Raw genomic sequence first — 16,842 nt, forward strand, 5'->3', positions numbered from 1 at the left:
TGGAGCGGATGAGGAGATTCGAACTCCCGACCCTCGCCTTGGCAAGGCGATGCTCTACCACTGAGCCACATCCGCATATTGGTAGCGGTAGACAGACTTGAACTGCCGACACCACGGGTATGAACCGTGTGCTCTAGCCAGCTGAGCTATACCGCCGTAATTAGCAACATTCTTATATTAGCACTTTAAAAATAAAATGTCAAATCATATTTAAATAAAATCTTTATAAGTATTTTTTAGTATTCAAACTTAAATGTTATAATTATAAAAAAGGAGGCAGGAATGTTTTTAAAAGAAGAATTACTATTAAAATTTAGAGAACGTGCACCAAAATATGACAAAGAAAATACTTTTTCATATGAAGATTATGAAGATTTGAAAAAAGCGGGTTATTTATCAGCCCAAGTTCCAAAAGAATATGGGGGAGCAGGACTTTCACTTAAAGAAATAGCCCATGAACAAACTAGGTTAGCTATGTATGCACCAGGTACAGCCTTAGGTATCAATATGCACCAAATTATAGTTGGTCTTGCTAATTACATGGTTAGAAAAGGGAATGATAAGGGAATACAAATCTTAAAAGATGCTGCAGCAGGAAAGCTATTATCATTCGGAATTTCTGAACCAGCAAATGACAGAGTTTTATTTGGATCTATAACAGATGCTAAAAAGCAAGATGATGGTTCATATATATTTAATGGTCCAAAAGTATTCATTTCAATGTCTGGTGAGGCTGATAAATTTGTTATATATGGAAATGATTCAGCAGACAAAGATAATCCGAAATCAGTTTTTGCCTATGTGGACAACGATGAAGACCATGTAATTGTTGATAGAAACTGGGATACATTAGGTATGAGAGCAACCCAGTCATATAATTTAGAATTGAAAGATTTAAAAGCAAGTAAAGATGAAATCTTAACTATAATTAAACCAACTGATATAAGTGATCCTGTATTATTAGGTATCTTTGCTAATTTTGAAATATTACTAGCTGCTACTTACCATGGTATCGGTAAGAGAGCCTTAGAAGTAGGAATAGAAACTGTAAAGAAGAGAAAATCAGTTGCAAACAATACGACCTATAGCAATGACCCGCTTATAAGAGAGAGAATTGCAAATGCGGCCTTAATGTTAAACACTATCCAACCACAAATTGATAGGATAGCAGATGATTTTATCAATGATGTTGATTATGGAAAATGGTTATTGCCAAGCCTATCAGCCATCAAAAATTATTCAACAGAAACATCCTATAAAGTTGTAGAAGAAATGGTTAGAGCTTCTGGTGGCTCTTCATATAGCAACAACAAAGAATTATCTAGACTATATAGGGATGTTTTAGCAGGATTATTCCAACCATCTGATATGGAATCTCTAAAAAATTCTTGGGCTAATACAATATTTGGACCGATAGAAAAATAATATATTTAATAAGTGATGTTAATCACAGAAAAAAATAATGATTAGAATTATAATTGAGTTAAATCATTAACAAAAGGGGGCTCCAATGAAAGATAAAATAATTTTAATAGGTGACGGTGCAGTTGGTTCATCATATGCTTTTGCCTTGACCTTGATGGGAATAGGTAGAGAATTAGGCATCATAGATGTAAACTTTAATAAGGCTGAAGGTGATGCAATGGACCTATCAGACGCTTTATCATTTACTGATCCGAAATCAATTTATGCTGCAAACTATGAAGATTGTAAAGATGCAACAATAGTTGCAATCACAGCAGGTTTACCTCAAAAAGAAGGTGAAACTAGATTACAATTAGTAGATAAAAATATAAAAATTATTAAAGATATAGTTGAAAGAGTTGTAAGTACAGGATTTAATGGAATATTTTTAATAGCATCAAATCCAGTTGATATCATGACTTATGCAACATGGAAGTTTTCAGGATTTAATGCAAATAGGGTAATTGGTACAGGTACTGCCTTGGACTCTTCAAGATTTAGAAAAGAAATTGCTGAAGTAGCAAATGTTGATCCAAGATCAGTTCAAGCTTATATCTTAGGTGAACATGGTGATAGTGAATTCCCACTATGGTCACATGCTAACATTGGTGGCGTTCCTATAGATGAATATGTAAGATTAAACTATATCAATGAACATGACTTACTAAATACTTTTGAAAATGTAAGAGATGCTGCTTATAAAATAATTGATAGAAAGGGAGCAACATTCTACGGAATAGCTGCAGCTATGGCTAAGATAACTCAAGCTATCCTAAATGATGAAAACTCTATATATTCAGTCTCAGCTTACCTAAGAGGGGAATTTGGACATGATGATATTTACATCGGAGTTCCTGCAATTATCAACTCTAATGGTATAAGAAAAGTATTAGAAATACCTTTAACAGATACTGAACAAGAAAGAATGGATGAATCTGTAAAAACAATAAAAGAAATAACTAAAAAATCATTAAAATAATCAAAATAGAAAACTCTACTGAAAAAAAGTAGAGTTTTTTATTTATTAAAAATTTTTAATTATAGGATTTTTCAAAATAAAAAATTTAATTTTTTGTGAAAATAAAATATCAACTTTAACAGTGTTATTTATAAGCTTTAAAAAAAAATATGAAAAAATACAGTAATAAAGAACATTTGTTTTGTATAGATATTGTAACTATTTTGTAGTATACTTTGTTAAGTAATTCAGAAAGGAGATGGTATGCAAGGATTAGAAAAAAATATCGACTTTGAAAAAAGTTTAGAATATCAATTCTTATATAATGACGATCCTGACTCTATTTTCTTGCTACTATCTTGGCTTGAAAATAACAATTTAGGTGACAGCTTAGTACCTAAATACACTGTGACAAAAGCTTTACTTACTGGATTGAGAAGATCTATTAGAGGAAGGAAAGATAAAAAGACTATTGTTGATGCTATCAATAAATTGGTTGCTGATGACTTAAGTAGAATGGAATTAGCATTTACTATAAAAGCTTATAGAAATGCATATTATTCAACCCAACTAGTTGATCAGTTGGAAAGGATAGCTTTAAGAAGATATAGTCCAAATAAATTGACTAAAATGAAATGTTTATTCCACGATACCGACAACTCAGAAGTCTTGGCCTTCAAAAATAAGATAGAAGAAGAGATAAGAAAAAATAAGATTGAGTTGGAAAATGAATATCATTGCAATTACTTCTTAGATAAAAATATTAAACATAAATTCTTTAGAGTAAACTTCCATATGGATAAACAAGTTGTCCTAGGTTATCCAAATACTGAGATTTTAACATTGGAAGGTGACAACCTAACTATAAATGAAATAAAACACCTATATTCTAAGTCGAAATTTTACATAAATAGACAATTAAAGATTGCTTACTTCAACCAATTTTGGTATGCCTTAAATGATACTGTATTAAGTAGGTATAGATGATAATTTTAGGTATAGACCCTGGAATTGCTATCGTAGGATATGGTATAATAGAAAAGATAGGAAGTAAGATTAATCTATTAGAATATGGGAGTATACAAACAAATGCAAATACTAGTACTCCATTGAGACTTGAAATTATATTTAATGAGCTTAACGGTATAATTAAAGAGTTTAAGCCGGATGAAGTAGCCTATGAGAAACTATTCCATCAAAAAAACTCCAAGACAGTTATAGACGTTAGCCAAGCTAGGGGAGTTGAAGTCCTAGCGGCTCAAATTAACAATTTAGATATTTTTGAATATACACCTTTACAAGTCAAAACTGCCATTACAGGATATGGTAGAGCCTCGAAAAATCAAGTTCAAGAAGGCGTAAAGAGATTATTAAATCTTACTACAATTCCTAAACCTGATGATGCGGCTGATGCATTAGCTATTGCTATTTGTCATAGCTTCTCAGGGAAGTTCAGAGATTTATATAAGATGGAGTAAAGATGTTTTCATATATTATTGGACAAGTAAAAGACTTAAAAGAAGACTACATAGTTTTAGAAAATAATAATATAGGCTATAAAATTTATATGCCAGCAAAAGACATTTCTACATTGATTAAAAATGAGATGCATACAATATATACAGAATTCGTAGTGAGAGAAGATTCTGTTACTTTGTATGGTTTCATATCCATTGATGATTTAGAAATGTTTTTAAGTTTAAATACAGTTTCAGGTATAGGACCTAAAGCTGCACTTGCTATTTTGTCATCCATGACAGTTCATGAATTACAAGTAGCGATTATATCAAATGATATAAATACCATCACTAGGGCACCTGGAGTAGGTAAAAAAACTGCTTCTCGTTTGATATTAGAATTGACTGATAAGATTGATGCAGAAAAAGTACTTGCTATGAATCCAGACTCAGCTACTAGAGAAACTATATTTAGTAAAAACGAAGACTATGATGTTGCTATTGAGGGGCTTATTGGTCTTGGCTATAGCAAACAAGATGCTGAACATGCCCTTAAAGGTATAGATTTAGAAGGTATGGACTTATCAACTATAGTTAAAACGGCACTTAAGAGGTTATCATAATGTCAGAAAATAGGATAGTTGGTTCCAATATAATTTCTGAAGAAGAAAAAAACGAATATAGCCTAAGACCTAGGTGGTTGACTGAATATATTGGACAAGAAAAAGTAAAAGAAAAACTGAAAATTTTTACAAAAGCAGCCAAGCAAAGAAATGATTCCTTAGACCATGTGCTTTTACAAGGACCTCCAGGACTAGGTAAAACTACTTTGTCCCATATCATTGCAAATGAATTAGGTGTAAATATTAAAATTACATCTGGTCCAGCTATTACTAGAGCAGGAGATTTAGCATCTATTTTAACAAACCTAGAAGCTAACGATGTTTTATTTATAGACGAAATCCATAGGTTAAATAAGTCTGTTGAAGAAGTTTTATATTCTGCAATGGAAGACTTTGCCTTAGATATCATAGTAGGTAAGGGACCTGCAGCACAAAGCTTAAGAATTGACTTAGAGCACTTCACCCTGATAGGTGCAACTACAAAAGCTGGTATGCTATCATCACCTTTAAGGGATAGATTTGGAGTCTTATTAGAATTAGACCTATATGGGGAAGAAGACTTATCCCATATAGTTACTAGGTCAGCTGATATATTAGAAGTAGAAATTGCTCCAGAAGCTGCACTTGAGATAGGAAGAAGGTCTAGGGGAACACCTCGTATAGCAAATAGACTACTAAAAAGAGTAAGAGACTATGCGCAAATTAGAGGTGATGGAAATATAGATTTAGACTTAGCTAAAGACGCTTTAGAATTTTTAGATGTAGATGAAAAAGGTTTAGACCAATTAGATAAAAAGATAGTACAAATAATTGCTGAAAACTTTTCCGGTGGTCCAGTAGGGCTGGATACAATAGCAGCTGCCACTGGTAATGAATCAATTACTATAGAAGAAGTTTATGAGCCTTATTTATTGCAAATAGGATTCTTAAATAGAACACCAAGAGGAAGAGTTTTAAGTAAAAAAGCATATGACCATTATGGTTTAGACTATAAAAAGGAAAGTTAATGAATACAAAAGATTTTGATTTTGAATTGGATGAATCTTTTATCGCCCAACACCCTGAAGATAAAAGGTCCGAATCCAAGCTAATGGTGTTAAATAGAAAAGAAGATACCATAGAACACAAGAAATTTTACAATATTATAGACTATTTAAATCCGGGGGATGTTTTAGTAGTTAATGACTCCAAGGTTATACCTGCTCGTTTATTTGGTCATAGACCAGATAGGGAAGAAGAATTAGAAGTATTTTTATTAAATAATACTGAAGGTAAAAAGTGGGAATGCCTTGTAAAACCAGGTAGAAAAATGAAACTTGGTACAAAAGTTATATTTTCTGATAAATTATCCGGCACAGTTGTAGATATTACAGATGAAGGCCATAGGATATTTGATATGGAATATGAAGGAATCTTCAATGAAATCTTAGAAGAAGTAGGGAAAATGCCTCTTCCTCCATATATTACAGAAAGGCTAGAAGATAGTTCCAAATATCAAACAGTTTATGCTAAATATGATGGTTCAGTAGCTGCTCCAACAGCAGGTCTACATTTTACTGAAGAGTTGTTAGAAAAGATCAAAGAAAAAGGTGTGAAAGTAGCCCATGTTACCTTGCATGTTGGCTTAGGTACTTTCAAACCGGTTAGCGATGATAAGATTGAAGACCACAAAATGCATAGTGAATACTATATCTTAAATAAAGAAAATGCAGATATTATAAATCAAGCTAAAAGATCAGGTCATAAGGTTATAGCAGTAGGTACAACTTCTATAAGAACCTTAGAAAGTATAGCTAAAAAACTAGGACACCTAGAAGCAGATTCTGGTTTTACTGATATATTCATATATCCAGGTTTTAAGTTTGAAGTAGTTGATTCTTTAATAACCAATTTCCACCTACCAAAATCAACCTTGATCATGTTAATAAGTGCCTTATATGATAGAGAAAAAATACTAAATGCATATGAAGTTGCCAAAGAAAACCATTATAGGTTCTTTAGTTTTGGTGATGCGATGTTTATAAATTAGGAGTAATATGGGAGCTTTAGAATTTGAATTAATTAAAAAAGATAGTAAATCCAATGCAAGAGTTGGTAAAATTACAACTCCACATGGAGAGATCAATACACCTATATTTATGCCTGTTGGTACAAGGGCTACTGTAAAAACTATGACAGTAGAAGAACTTGAAGAATTAGGTGCTGAAATTATTTTAGGAAACACCTACCACTTATTCTTAAGACCAGGCGACGAACTAGTTGCTAAGGCAGGTGGCCTACACAAGTTTATGAATTGGGATAGACCAATACTTACAGACAGTGGTGGATTCCAAGTCTTTTCTTTAGGACATATAAATAAGATTGAGGAAGAAGGAGTAACCTTTAAATCACATTATGATGGTTCCTATCAATTTATTTCACCTGAAATTTCAATGAAAATCCAACAAAATCTAGGTGCAGATATAATGATGGCATTTGATGAATGTGTATATCCTGAAGCTACAAAAGAATATGTGGCTGAGTCTTTAGAAATGACATTGAGATGGTTGGATAGGTGTATAAAGGCTCATACTAACAAAAATCAAGCCTTATTTGCTATTATCCAAGGAGGACTATTTAAGGATTTAAGGACAAAATCAGTTCAAGAAACCCTTAAGAGGGACAAGGATATTGATGGTTATGCTATAGGTGGTTTAAGTGTTGGTGAAACAAAAGAAGAAATGATTGAATTGTTAAGACATACAACACCACAATTACCAGAGCACAAACCTAGATACAACATGGGTGTTGGTACACCTGATTACTTATTTGAATCTGTAGAAGCTGGTATTGATATGGCTGATTGTGTATTACCTACTAGAATAGCTAGAAATGGTGCAGCCATGACATCAGAAGGGCAACTAAATATTAGAAATGCTAAATATAAAGAAGATTTCACACCAGTTGACCATGAATGTGATTGCTATACATGTAAAAACTATACAAGAGCCTATGTAAGACACTTGATAAATGTAAATGAAGTTTTAGGTATGAGGTTGTTAAGTTATCACAACCTATATTTCTTAACTCATTTGATGGAAAAAATTAGAGAATCTATAATGGAAGATAGGTTCCTAGAATTTAAAAACGAATTTTATGTAAAATACGGTTATACTAAGGAGGACTAATATGTTATTAACCAATGCAGCTGGTTCACCAGCACAATTACTATCACCACTTTTAATGTTTGCTTTAGTAGGAGGTTTCTTCTACTTTATGATAATCAGGCCACAAAAGAAACAAAGTCAAGAATTTAAAAAGACTTTAGAAAGTCTTAAAGTTGGAGATAAAATAGTTACAAGAGGCGGAATTAAAGGTGAAGTTGTAGAATTAAAAAATGATTCATTTGTAATAGAAACAGCAGGATCATCAAGATTAGAATTATTAAAACAGTCTCTATCATATATTGATTCAGATCCAGCATCTAATCCACACCTAACAAAAACACCTGTAGGAAATCTAGATTATGGTAATGATGATAGATTTATAAATAAATTAGAAGAATTAAAAACAAATAATACTACTACAGAAGACTATGATATGTTATTAGTTGACATATTTGAATATGTTGTTGTTGAAGATGCAGCAGATTTTGATTCAATTAGTTCTAAATTTAGACTACCAGAAGATAGAACTGAAAAAATCATGGGGCAATTAGAAGATCTAGGAATTATTAGTAAAGACTTATTAACAGCTAAGAGAGAAATCTTAATAGACCCTAGACAAGATTAGGAGAAAAAATGAAAAGTTTTTACTTTTCATTTTTTTTATAAGGAAGATAAATGGAAAAATGGTTTATATTAAATAATTATGAAACTTACAAAAAAATAGCTACAGATGGTAATTTTACAGACTTACAAAAGAGAATTTTAGCTAATAGGGAATTAACAAGTGAATCTGAAAAGAAGGCAATATTCTCAAATTCAATAGAAGACTTATATAGTCCTTTTGAATTAAAGAATATGAAAAGTGCTATAGAAATATTTATGGAAGCTATAAGACAAAGAAAAAAAATTCTTATTGTTGGTGACTATGACCAGGATGGGGTTGCAGCTACAGTTATTCTTTACAAGGCTATAAAGCTTTTTTATCAAGATGTAGACTATGCCATTCCTGATAGGATAGAGGATGGATATGGTTTAAATACTTCTATAGTCGAAAAGGCTAAAGAAGATGGTTACGAATTGATCATTACTTGTGACAATGGTATAGCTGCCTTTGAAGCTGTTAAGTTCGCTAAAGACTTAGGCATGACAGTCATAGTAACTGACCACCATGAGCCGGCTAAAAAAGATGGAAAAGACTTATTGGTGGATGCTGATGCAATTATAAATCCACACTTACAAGACGACGAGTCTAGCTTCAAAGAAATTTGTGGAGCAAGTGTAGCTTTTAAATTTGTTTTGGGGCTTACAGAAATGTATGGCCATAGCCTAGGCATTGATAAAAACTACATCTATAAACTTTCTCAATTCGCTGCCCTAGGCACTATCAGTGATATGATGCCTTTAGTAGATGAAAACAGGATATTAGTGAGACACGGGCTAGAACTACTTTCTAAAAGAGAAAATTTAGGTGTAAAAGCCTTATTGGAAGAATTACAATGGGACAAGGACGTAAGTGTATATACAGTCGGATTTTTAATAGGACCAAGTGTAAATTCCTCTGGAAGACTTTATACTGCTAGACTTGGTGTAGAATTATTCATAGATAAAGATATAAATAATGTTAAGGAATATGCCAAAACATTAGTTGAATTAAATAATGAAAGAAAACAACTCACAAATGAAGCTATAGATATTGCTATCAAAAGAATTGAAGATGAAAAATTATATAATAATGATATAATTGTATTATATGAAAAATCTATACATGAGAGTATTTGTGGCCTAGTTGCAGGTAGGATTAAGGACAAATATAATAGACCTACAATAATTTTAACATCATCAAGCAAAGATGATATAATCAAAGGATCAGGAAGGTCTATACCATCCTATAATATGTTTGAAGAATTAAACGAAATTAGAGACATGTTTGAAGCCTTTGGTGGCCATGCTATGGCTTGTGGTTTGAGTATAGATCCAAAAAAATTAGATGAATTTTCTAGATTATTAAATGATAAGTCTAAGTTGAAGGAAGAAGACTTCATAAAAGAAGTTAATATTGATGATCTATTGACTTTCAATATAATCAATAGAAATATGATAAAGGAAATAGACCAGCTAAGACCTTTTGGTTTAGGCTTTGCTGAACCGATATTTGCAAGTAGAAATGTAGAAGTGATTGATGTTAAAATATTAGGTCAAAATAGAAATGTTTTGAAATTGATACTAAGAGATAAAAATAACACCTTAGAAGCTATAGCCTTTAATTTAGAAAATTTATATGAGAAATTTGAAGACAAATATAATTTTACAAGTAAAGAAGATTTACTATTATTAAAAAATAAAATTGTAGACATAGTCTATAAACTAACTATAAATGAATTTATGGGACAATCCAATATTCAGCTAAATATAGTTACAATGAGGTAATATGTTAGAAAAATTAATTGAAGCGGTAAAAAAATATAATAAAAACACTGATGTGGCTTTAATAACTAAGGCTTATAAACTTGCGGAAGAAAAACACAAGGGACAAGTGCGTAATTCCGGTGAAGCTTATATAGTTCATCCTCTTGCAGTAGCTATGATTTTAGCCCAATTAGAAATGGATGATGAGACAATTTGTGCAGGGTTGATGCACGATGTCTTGGAAGATACTGACTATAGCAAAGAAGAAATGATAAATGAGTTTGGTAGGGAAATCACAGAACTAGTTGATGGAGTTACCAAGCTTAAAAATCTTCAATATAAGTCGAAAGAAGAAGCTCAAATAGAAAGTATCCGTAAGATGGTCCTTGCAATGGCTAATGATATAAGAGTTATTATTATAAAACTTGCTGACCGTCTTCACAACATGAGGACTTTAGAGTACAAAAATAGAGAGAAACAAATTTCTACAGCCAAGGAAACTCTTGAAATATATGTGCCTATAGCTCATAGACTTGGGATTAACTCTGTTAAGTGGGAATTAGAAGACCTCTGCTTAAGATACATAGATCCTGTTTCTTATTATAGTGTTGCCCAACAGATAGATACAAAGAGATCTGAAAGAGAACATCAAATAGAAAAAATTATCCAGATTTTATCTGATGAATTGAAAAAGATAAATATCGACTTTACTATTACTGGTAGACCAAAAGGTATATACAGTATTTGGAATAAGATGAAAAAACAAGATACAAGTATAGATAATATATTTGACTTGATTGCTGTGAGGGTTATAGTAAAGGAAATCTCGGAATGTTATGCAGTATTAGGTATTGTTCATAATCTATGGAAGCCAATACCTGGCAGGTTTAAGGATTATATAGCCATGCCAAAGCCAAACTTTTACCAATCCCTTCATACCACAGTTATTGGTGAAAAGGGACAGGTTTTTGAAGTTCAAATAAGAACTGAAGAAATGCACAAAAACGCTGAGTTTGGTATTGCCAACCACTGGCAATATAAGGAAGGTAAAAAGAAAGCTTCAAACTTTGACAATAGATTAAATTGGATTAGACAACTTATAGAATGGGGTAAGGACACTTCAGCTTATGAATTTATGGATTCCTTTAAGGGAGACCTATTTAATGATGAGGTTTATGTATTTACACCAAATGGAGATGTGGTTGACCTAGCTAAAGGTGCAACACCTATAGACTTTGCCTACAGGGTTCACTCAGAAGTTGGGAATACAACTGTTGGAGCCAAGGTAAATGGTAAGATAGTTTCTTTAGACTATAAGTTAAAAACAGGAGATATTGTAAATATACTTACTTCAAAAAATTCATCCGGACCAAACCTAGACTGGTTAGAATTTGTAGTATCTTCAAATGCTAAAAACAAGATAAAGGCATATTTTAAGAAGCAATCTAGAGAAAATAATATTGAAAATGGTAAAGAATTATTAGAAAATAATCTTAAAGCAAAAGAGTATGACTTAAAGGTTATCCTATCAAATGAATTTTTAGACTACCTACTTGACAAGTACAATAATTCATCAATGGACAATATCTATGCAGCTATTGGTAGTGGTTCTACAAATGTTGAAACCATAGCAAGAATCTTAGAGAAAAAATATGATGAAAAATATGGAGAAAAAGAAGACCAGTCAAATCTTATAAATAAGACTGATAGCAATACTTCTTCAAACTTAAGTGAAGGTATTATAATTGACGATTTAACCAATCTTGATATTAAATTTGCTAAATGTTGTTCACCTGTACCAGGTGATCCGGTAATTGGTTATATTACAACAGGTAGAGGAATTACAGTTCATAGGAAAAATTGTGTAAATGTAAGAAACTTAACCAACAAAGATAGATTTATAAAGGTTCAGTGGAATATAAATACAGAATCAGAATTCCCAATAGTTATAAATATTATCAGTTTAGATAGGCCAGGTTACCTAGCTGATTTGACCAAAGAACTATCAAAAAATGGATACAACATCATATCCATTCGTTCTAAAATCAATGCTGATGGAACCATACTTATCCAATTAAGTATCAAGGTTAAATCTAACAATGAAAGTGAAACAATTTTTAGAAGTGTTAAGAAGATAGACGGTACATTAAACGTATTTAGGGAGTAGTTTTGAGAGCATTAGTACAAAGAGTAAAAAAAGTTGACTTATCTGTAGATGGAGAATTATATTCAAAAATTAACCAAGGCTTACTTGTATTTTTAGGTGTATCCAACGAAGATGACACAAGTGATATTGATTATCTAATCAGAAAAATTACAGGTTTACGTATTTTTTCAGATGAAGACGATAAGATGAATTTATCTGTCAAAGATACAGATGGTGAAATAATGCTTGTTTCACAATTTACCTTATACGGTGATGTAAGAAAAGGCTTTAGGCCATCCTTTAGCCAATCAGCAAATGGAGAAAAGGCCGAGGACTTATACTTGGAATTTGTGGAAAGATTAAAAAATGAATTTCCAAAAGTCCAAACTGGTAAGTTTGCAGCTGATATGCAAATATCCTTGATAAATGATGGACCAGTAACCATACAAATCGACTCAAAGAAAGAATACTAGGAGTTAAAATGAAATTGAAGTTGTTAAAAGATGGCAACAATCCAATGAATACAAATTCATATCTAATCTATGATGAAGAAAGTAAAAATGCATGGATTATAGATGCATCTAACGAAAGTAAATTATTCATAGATACAATTGAAAAATTAGGTCTTAAGGTAAATTACTTATTACTTACACATGGACACTGGGACCATATAATTGCAGCAGACTTTTGGAGAAAAAATTACAAGGTTAAGATCGTGGCTCATGAAAAGTGTAAAGATTATTTAACTAATCCCATGTTGAATTTAAGTGGTCTTTACTCTGATATAGATGAATTAAATTTAGATGCTGACTTTTATCTGAAAGGTGATCATGGTAAGTTTGAAATATTTGAATACTACCATACACCTGGCCATTCTTATGACCATCTAATTTATAAACTTGGAAATGAACTCGTATTTTCTGGTGATTTAGTTTTTCAACATTCAGTTGGTAGGACTGATTTACCAGGTTCAAATCCTAAAGATTTGATAAATTCTATTAGAAATATATTTTATAAAAATTGTGATGACCAAGCTATTATTTTACCAGGACATGGTAACAATTCCCTGGTAAAAGAAGAAAAAGAAAACAATCCATATGTACCATTAGAGGAGTAAAAATGAAAAGAACAAACTATTGTGGTCAATTAAATTTGGACAATTTAAATGAAGAAGTAATTTTAAAAGGTTGGGTGCAAAAAACTAGAGACCTAGGACCACTTCTATTTGTAGACTTAAGAGACAAAACAGGAATCACCCAATTAGTTTTCAAGAAAGATGACAATGAAGACTTATATTTAAGGTCTAAAGAATTAAAATCAGAATATGTTATAGGAATAACTGGTAAAGTTTCAGAAAGAGAATCTAAAAACCCAGATATACCAACAGGTGATATAGAAGTTATAGTAAGTGAATTAAAAGTTTATGACAAGGCTCAAACTCCACCAATTTATATAAAAGATGGGGACAATGCATCAGAAGACTTAAGATTAAAATATAGGTATTTAGACTTAAGAAAACATTCTATGCAAGAAACATTAAAAATGAGAGCTGAAATTGTTAAGGCCTTTAGAGACTTCTTATATGAAAATGACTTTGTTGAAGTTGAAACTCCATTCTTAATGAAGCCAACACCTGAAGGAGCTAGAGACTACGTAGTACCATCAAGAGTACACCCTGGTTCATTTTACGCCTTACCTCAGTCACCACAGTTATATAAGCAATTGTTGATGATTGGTGGACTTGATAGGTATTACCAAGTTGCTAAATGTTTTAGAGATGAAGACTTAAGAGCAAATAGACAACCGGAGTTTACCCAAGTTGACTTAGAAATGTCCTTTGTAGACGAAGAAGATGTAATTGAAATTAATGAAAGACTTATCCAATATATTTTCAAACAAGTTAAAAACATTGACCTTCCAGTACCATTCCCAAGATTAACCTACAAGGAAGCTATGGAAAGATTTGGTTCTGACAAACCTGATTTAAGATATGGATTTGAAATCCAAGATATTTCAGACTTAGAAGCAGCAATTGAATTTAATCTATTTAATGATGCTGTTGCTGAAGGTAAAAAGATTAAAGCTATCAACTTCAATGGTTTAAGTAGCGAATATTCAAGAAAACAAATAGATAAATTAACTAAGGAAGTAAAAGGTATTGGGGCTTCAGGACTATTATGGTTTAGATATGAAGAAGGTGAAATAAAATCATCAATTAATAAATTCTTAAATGCTGATTTCAATGAAAAATTAATTGAAAGATTAAAACTAGAAGAAAATGACCTTGCCTTAGTTATTATTGATAAAGAAGACAAGGCCCTAGACTACATGGGTAGCTTAAGAGTAATGGTTGCAAATAACCATGTTGAATTCAAAGATGATGATTATGCTATCACATGGATAAATGAATTCCCAATGTTTGAATACAATGAAGAAGAAGATAGGTATGTTGCAAAACACCATCCATTTACACATCCTGTAGATGAAGACATTGAACTATTGGAAAGTGAGCCTGAAAAAGTAAGGGCAAAGGCTTACGATATAGTTATCAATGGTGATGAAATGGGTGGAGGATCAATAAGGATCAACAATTCAGACCTACAACAAAGACTATTTAAGGCTTTGAAATTGAGTGAAGAAGACATAGAAAGAAAATTTGGATTCTTTGTAGAAGCTCTTAAATATGGTACACCTCCACATGGTGGTTTAGCCTTTGGTCTTGATAGGTTTGTAATGACCCTATTAAATAAGGCGAATATTAAAGATGTTATAGCCTTCCCTAAAACACAATCAGCTACAGACTTGATGTCTCAAGCTCCAACAAAGGTGGAGGATGCTCAACTAGAAGAATTAGGATTAGAATTTAGAGATTAAAATTAAGGAGCTAATATGCAAAATCTGAAGCAATTTGACAATGACTTATACCAAATGATTGAAAAAGAAAAAAATAGGCAAGAAAATAATATAGAGCTAATTGCTTCAGAAAACTTTGTATCTCCTGCAATCCTTGAAGCAGCTGGTTCTATCTTAACCAACAAGTATGCAGAAGGATATCCAAACAGGAGATACTATGGTGGTTGTGAGCATATTGATGAAATAGAAACATTAGCTATAGAGAGAGCTAAAAAGCTTTATGCTAGTGAACATGCTAATGTCCAAGCTCATAGTGGTTCATCTGCAAACCTTGCAGCCTACATGGCCTTACTTGAACCGGGTGATAAAGTTTTAAGTATGTCCCTAAGTGAAGGTGGCCACCTAACTCACGGATCACCAGTTTCATTTTCTGGTAAATTATATAACTTTATCCACTATAGTCTAGATCCAGAAACAGAACTAATTGACTATGAGAAGCTAAGAGAATTAGCCATTAAAGAAAAACCAAAAATGATATTAGCAGGAGCCTCTGCTTATCCAAGAAAAATAGACTTTAGCAAATTTAGAGAAATCTGTGATGAGGTTGGAGCTATATTTATGGTTGATATGGCTCATATTGCAGGTTTGGTAGCTGCAGGACTTCACCAAAGTCCAGTACCATATGCTGATATAGTTACATCTACTAGTCACAAGACTTTGAGAGGACCTAGAGGAGCATTTATTTTGTCTAAAGAAAAGTATGCTAAAGCCATTGATAAATCAATATTTCCAGGTAGCCAAGGTGGACCTTTAGAACACATTATAGCAGCAAAGGCCGTTGCCTTTAAAGAGGCCATGTCAGATGAGTTCAAAGATTACCAAAGTCAAGTTATAAAAAATGCTAAGGCTATGGAAAAAACATTCACAGAAAATGGTATAAGGTTAGTATCTGGTGGTACAGACAACCACTTATTATTACTTGATTTAACTAGCACAGCCTACACAGGCAAGGAAGCTGAAGCTATGTTAGATGAAGTCCATATAACAGTAAATAAAAATACCATTCCAAATGATAAGAAAGGACCTGTTGTAACATCAGGTATTAGAATAGGTACACCTGCAATGACAAGTAGGGGCTTAAAGGAAAAAGATATGTCTTATGTAGCTCAACTAATTGCAGACTTGTTACTTGATAAAGATAGTAAAGAAAATATTAGTAAAAAAGTAAAGGAATTGACATCTAGATTCCCTTTATATAAGGAGTAAAAATGGCTAAACCAATAGTAAGTATAATAGGAAGACCCAATGTTGGGAAGTCGACTTTATTTAATAAATTAGTTGGTAAGAGATTATCCATTACAGAAGATACCCCTGGTATAACAAGGGATAGGCTATATAGCGAAGTAGAATGGCAAAATAACCATTTTACATTAATTGATACAGGCGGACTAGAATTGGATGATAGTGGTGACTTCAACAAAGATATTGAAAACCAAGCCAACTTGGCTATAGATTCTTCCGACCTCATCATACTTTTAGTTGATGGTAGGGCAGGAATTACAAGTTTAGATGAGCTTATAGCTGAAAAGTTGAGAAAATCCGGTAGAGAAATAATGGTAGTTGTAAATAAGATTGAACAAAGAGAAAAACCTCTTTCAGTTTACGACTTTTACACTCTAGGATTTGAAGAGCTACATGTAATATCTGCCGAGCAAGGCTATGGCCTAGGAGATCTATTAGATGCTATAGTTGAAAAATTCCCAAATAGAGATATGGATAAAGACGATGA

General features: G+C 32.2%; 16 protein-coding genes and 2 tRNA genes. 16 read left to right on the plus strand and 2 right to left on the minus strand.

The window, feature by feature from the left end:
- Positions 1-75 (minus strand) — tRNA-Gly (locus Q0U66_RS03150).
- Between the two features lie 4 nt (positions 76-79).
- A tRNA-Met gene (locus Q0U66_RS03155) sits at positions 80-156 on the minus strand.
- 126 nt (positions 157-282) lie between these two features.
- Here Q0U66_RS03155 and Q0U66_RS03160 point away from each other — a divergent pair.
- From Q0U66_RS03160 to Q0U66_RS03235, 16 genes are all read left to right on the plus strand, one after another.
- Positions 283-1,425: an acyl-CoA dehydrogenase family protein gene (locus Q0U66_RS03160; RefSeq protein WP_297377382.1), complete on the plus strand. Its 1,143-nt coding sequence runs from the start codon at positions 283-285 to the stop codon at positions 1,423-1,425.
- Positions 1,426-1,510: 85 nt separating this feature from the next.
- On the plus strand, positions 1,511-2,443 hold the full coding sequence (locus Q0U66_RS03165) for an L-lactate dehydrogenase (RefSeq protein WP_297377384.1): 933 nt from the start codon (positions 1,511-1,513) through the stop codon (positions 2,441-2,443).
- Between the two features lie 243 nt (positions 2,444-2,686).
- The gene (locus Q0U66_RS03170; RefSeq protein WP_297377386.1) at positions 2,687-3,409 is read left to right on the plus strand and encodes a hypothetical protein; all 723 of its coding nucleotides are present in this window, start codon (positions 2,687-2,689) and stop codon (positions 3,407-3,409) included.
- The gene (gene ruvC / locus Q0U66_RS03175; RefSeq protein WP_297377388.1) at positions 3,406-3,900 is read left to right on the plus strand and encodes a crossover junction endodeoxyribonuclease RuvC; all 495 of its coding nucleotides are present in this window, start codon (positions 3,406-3,408) and stop codon (positions 3,898-3,900) included. The genes Q0U66_RS03170 and ruvC overlap by 4 nt, the downstream gene beginning before the upstream one ends.
- A 2-nt stretch (positions 3,901-3,902) precedes the next feature.
- The gene (gene ruvA, locus Q0U66_RS03180; RefSeq protein ID WP_297377390.1) at positions 3,903-4,502 is read left to right on the plus strand and encodes a Holliday junction branch migration protein RuvA; all 600 of its coding nucleotides are present in this window, start codon (positions 3,903-3,905) and stop codon (positions 4,500-4,502) included.
- Complete coding sequence (gene ruvB / locus Q0U66_RS03185) at positions 4,502-5,509, plus strand: Holliday junction branch migration DNA helicase RuvB (RefSeq protein ID WP_297377392.1); 1,008 nt, start codon at positions 4,502-4,504, stop codon at positions 5,507-5,509. Before ruvA ends, ruvB begins: the two co-directional genes overlap by 1 nt.
- Entirely contained in the window at positions 5,509-6,531 is a 1,023-nt protein-coding gene (queA, locus tag Q0U66_RS03190) for a tRNA preQ1(34) S-adenosylmethionine ribosyltransferase-isomerase QueA (RefSeq protein ID WP_297377394.1), read from the plus strand. The genes ruvB and queA overlap by 1 nt, the downstream gene beginning before the upstream one ends.
- Positions 6,532-6,538: 7 nt before the next feature.
- On the plus strand, positions 6,539-7,669 hold the full coding sequence (tgt, locus tag Q0U66_RS03195) for a tRNA guanosine(34) transglycosylase Tgt (RefSeq protein ID WP_297377396.1): 1,131 nt from the start codon (positions 6,539-6,541) through the stop codon (positions 7,667-7,669).
- 1 nt (position 7,670) lies between these two features.
- Positions 7,671-8,273: a preprotein translocase subunit YajC gene (gene yajC / locus Q0U66_RS03200; RefSeq protein WP_297377398.1), complete on the plus strand. Its 603-nt coding sequence runs from the start codon at positions 7,671-7,673 to the stop codon at positions 8,271-8,273.
- A gap of 50 nt (positions 8,274-8,323) precedes the next feature.
- The gene (gene recJ, locus Q0U66_RS03205; RefSeq protein WP_297377399.1) at positions 8,324-10,075 is read left to right on the plus strand and encodes a single-stranded-DNA-specific exonuclease RecJ; all 1,752 of its coding nucleotides are present in this window, start codon (positions 8,324-8,326) and stop codon (positions 10,073-10,075) included.
- Position 10,076: 1 nt separating this feature from the next.
- Entirely contained in the window at positions 10,077-12,221 is a 2,145-nt protein-coding gene (locus tag Q0U66_RS03210; protein ID WP_297377400.1) for a bifunctional (p)ppGpp synthetase/guanosine-3',5'-bis(diphosphate) 3'-pyrophosphohydrolase, read from the plus strand.
- A gap of 2 nt (positions 12,222-12,223) precedes the next feature.
- A complete protein-coding gene (gene dtd, locus Q0U66_RS03215; RefSeq protein WP_297377402.1) occupies positions 12,224-12,673 on the plus strand; it encodes a D-aminoacyl-tRNA deacylase in 450 nt (149 codons plus the stop codon).
- 8 nt (positions 12,674-12,681) lie between these two features.
- Positions 12,682-13,317: an MBL fold metallo-hydrolase gene (locus Q0U66_RS03220; protein ID WP_297377404.1), complete on the plus strand. Its 636-nt coding sequence runs from the start codon at positions 12,682-12,684 to the stop codon at positions 13,315-13,317.
- Positions 13,318-13,319: 2 nt separating this feature from the next.
- Positions 13,320-15,074: an aspartate--tRNA ligase gene (aspS, locus tag Q0U66_RS03225; protein ID WP_297377406.1), complete on the plus strand. Its 1,755-nt coding sequence runs from the start codon at positions 13,320-13,322 to the stop codon at positions 15,072-15,074.
- 15 nt (positions 15,075-15,089) lie between these two features.
- Positions 15,090-16,319 carry a serine hydroxymethyltransferase gene (glyA, locus tag Q0U66_RS03230; protein ID WP_297377408.1) on the plus strand — a complete coding sequence of 410 codons (1,230 nt, stop codon included), beginning with the start codon at positions 15,090-15,092 and terminating at the stop codon, positions 16,317-16,319.
- A gap of 2 nt (positions 16,320-16,321) precedes the next feature.
- Positions 16,322-16,842 (plus strand): GTPase (locus tag Q0U66_RS03235; protein ID WP_297377410.1); only part of this gene is annotated, 521 nt, incomplete at its 3' end.

This window comes from uncultured Helcococcus sp. (genome assembly GCF_946998255.1).
Lineage (GTDB): Bacteria > Bacillota > Clostridia > Tissierellales > Peptoniphilaceae > Helcococcus.

Bases quoted from the DNA above. Each gene is read 5' to 3' on its own strand.
- Q0U66_RS03160 (WP_297377382.1), top strand. From the start codon at position 283: ATGTTTTTAAAAGAAGAATTACTATTAAAATTTAGAGAACGTGCACCA.
- Q0U66_RS03165 (WP_297377384.1), top strand. From the start codon at position 1,511: ATGAAAGATAAAATAATTTTAATAGGTGACGGTGCAGTTGGTTCATCA.
- Q0U66_RS03170 (WP_297377386.1), top strand. From the start codon at position 2,687: ATGCAAGGATTAGAAAAAAATATCGACTTTGAAAAAAGTTTAGAATAT.
- ruvC (WP_297377388.1), top strand. From the start codon at position 3,406: ATGATAATTTTAGGTATAGACCCTGGAATTGCTATCGTAGGATATGGT.
- ruvA (WP_297377390.1), top strand. From the start codon at position 3,903: ATGTTTTCATATATTATTGGACAAGTAAAAGACTTAAAAGAAGACTAC.
- ruvB (WP_297377392.1), top strand. From the start codon at position 4,502: ATGTCAGAAAATAGGATAGTTGGTTCCAATATAATTTCTGAAGAAGAA.
- queA (WP_297377394.1), top strand. From the start codon at position 5,509: ATGAATACAAAAGATTTTGATTTTGAATTGGATGAATCTTTTATCGCC.
- tgt (WP_297377396.1), top strand. From the start codon at position 6,539: ATGGGAGCTTTAGAATTTGAATTAATTAAAAAAGATAGTAAATCCAAT.
- yajC (WP_297377398.1), top strand. From the start codon at position 7,671: ATGTTATTAACCAATGCAGCTGGTTCACCAGCACAATTACTATCACCA.
- recJ (WP_297377399.1), top strand. From the start codon at position 8,324: ATGGAAAAATGGTTTATATTAAATAATTATGAAACTTACAAAAAAATA.
- Q0U66_RS03210 (WP_297377400.1), top strand. From the start codon at position 10,077: ATGTTAGAAAAATTAATTGAAGCGGTAAAAAAATATAATAAAAACACT.
- Q0U66_RS03220 (WP_297377404.1), top strand. From the start codon at position 12,682: ATGAAATTGAAGTTGTTAAAAGATGGCAACAATCCAATGAATACAAAT.
- aspS (WP_297377406.1), top strand. From the start codon at position 13,320: ATGAAAAGAACAAACTATTGTGGTCAATTAAATTTGGACAATTTAAAT.
- glyA (WP_297377408.1), top strand. From the start codon at position 15,090: ATGCAAAATCTGAAGCAATTTGACAATGACTTATACCAAATGATTGAA.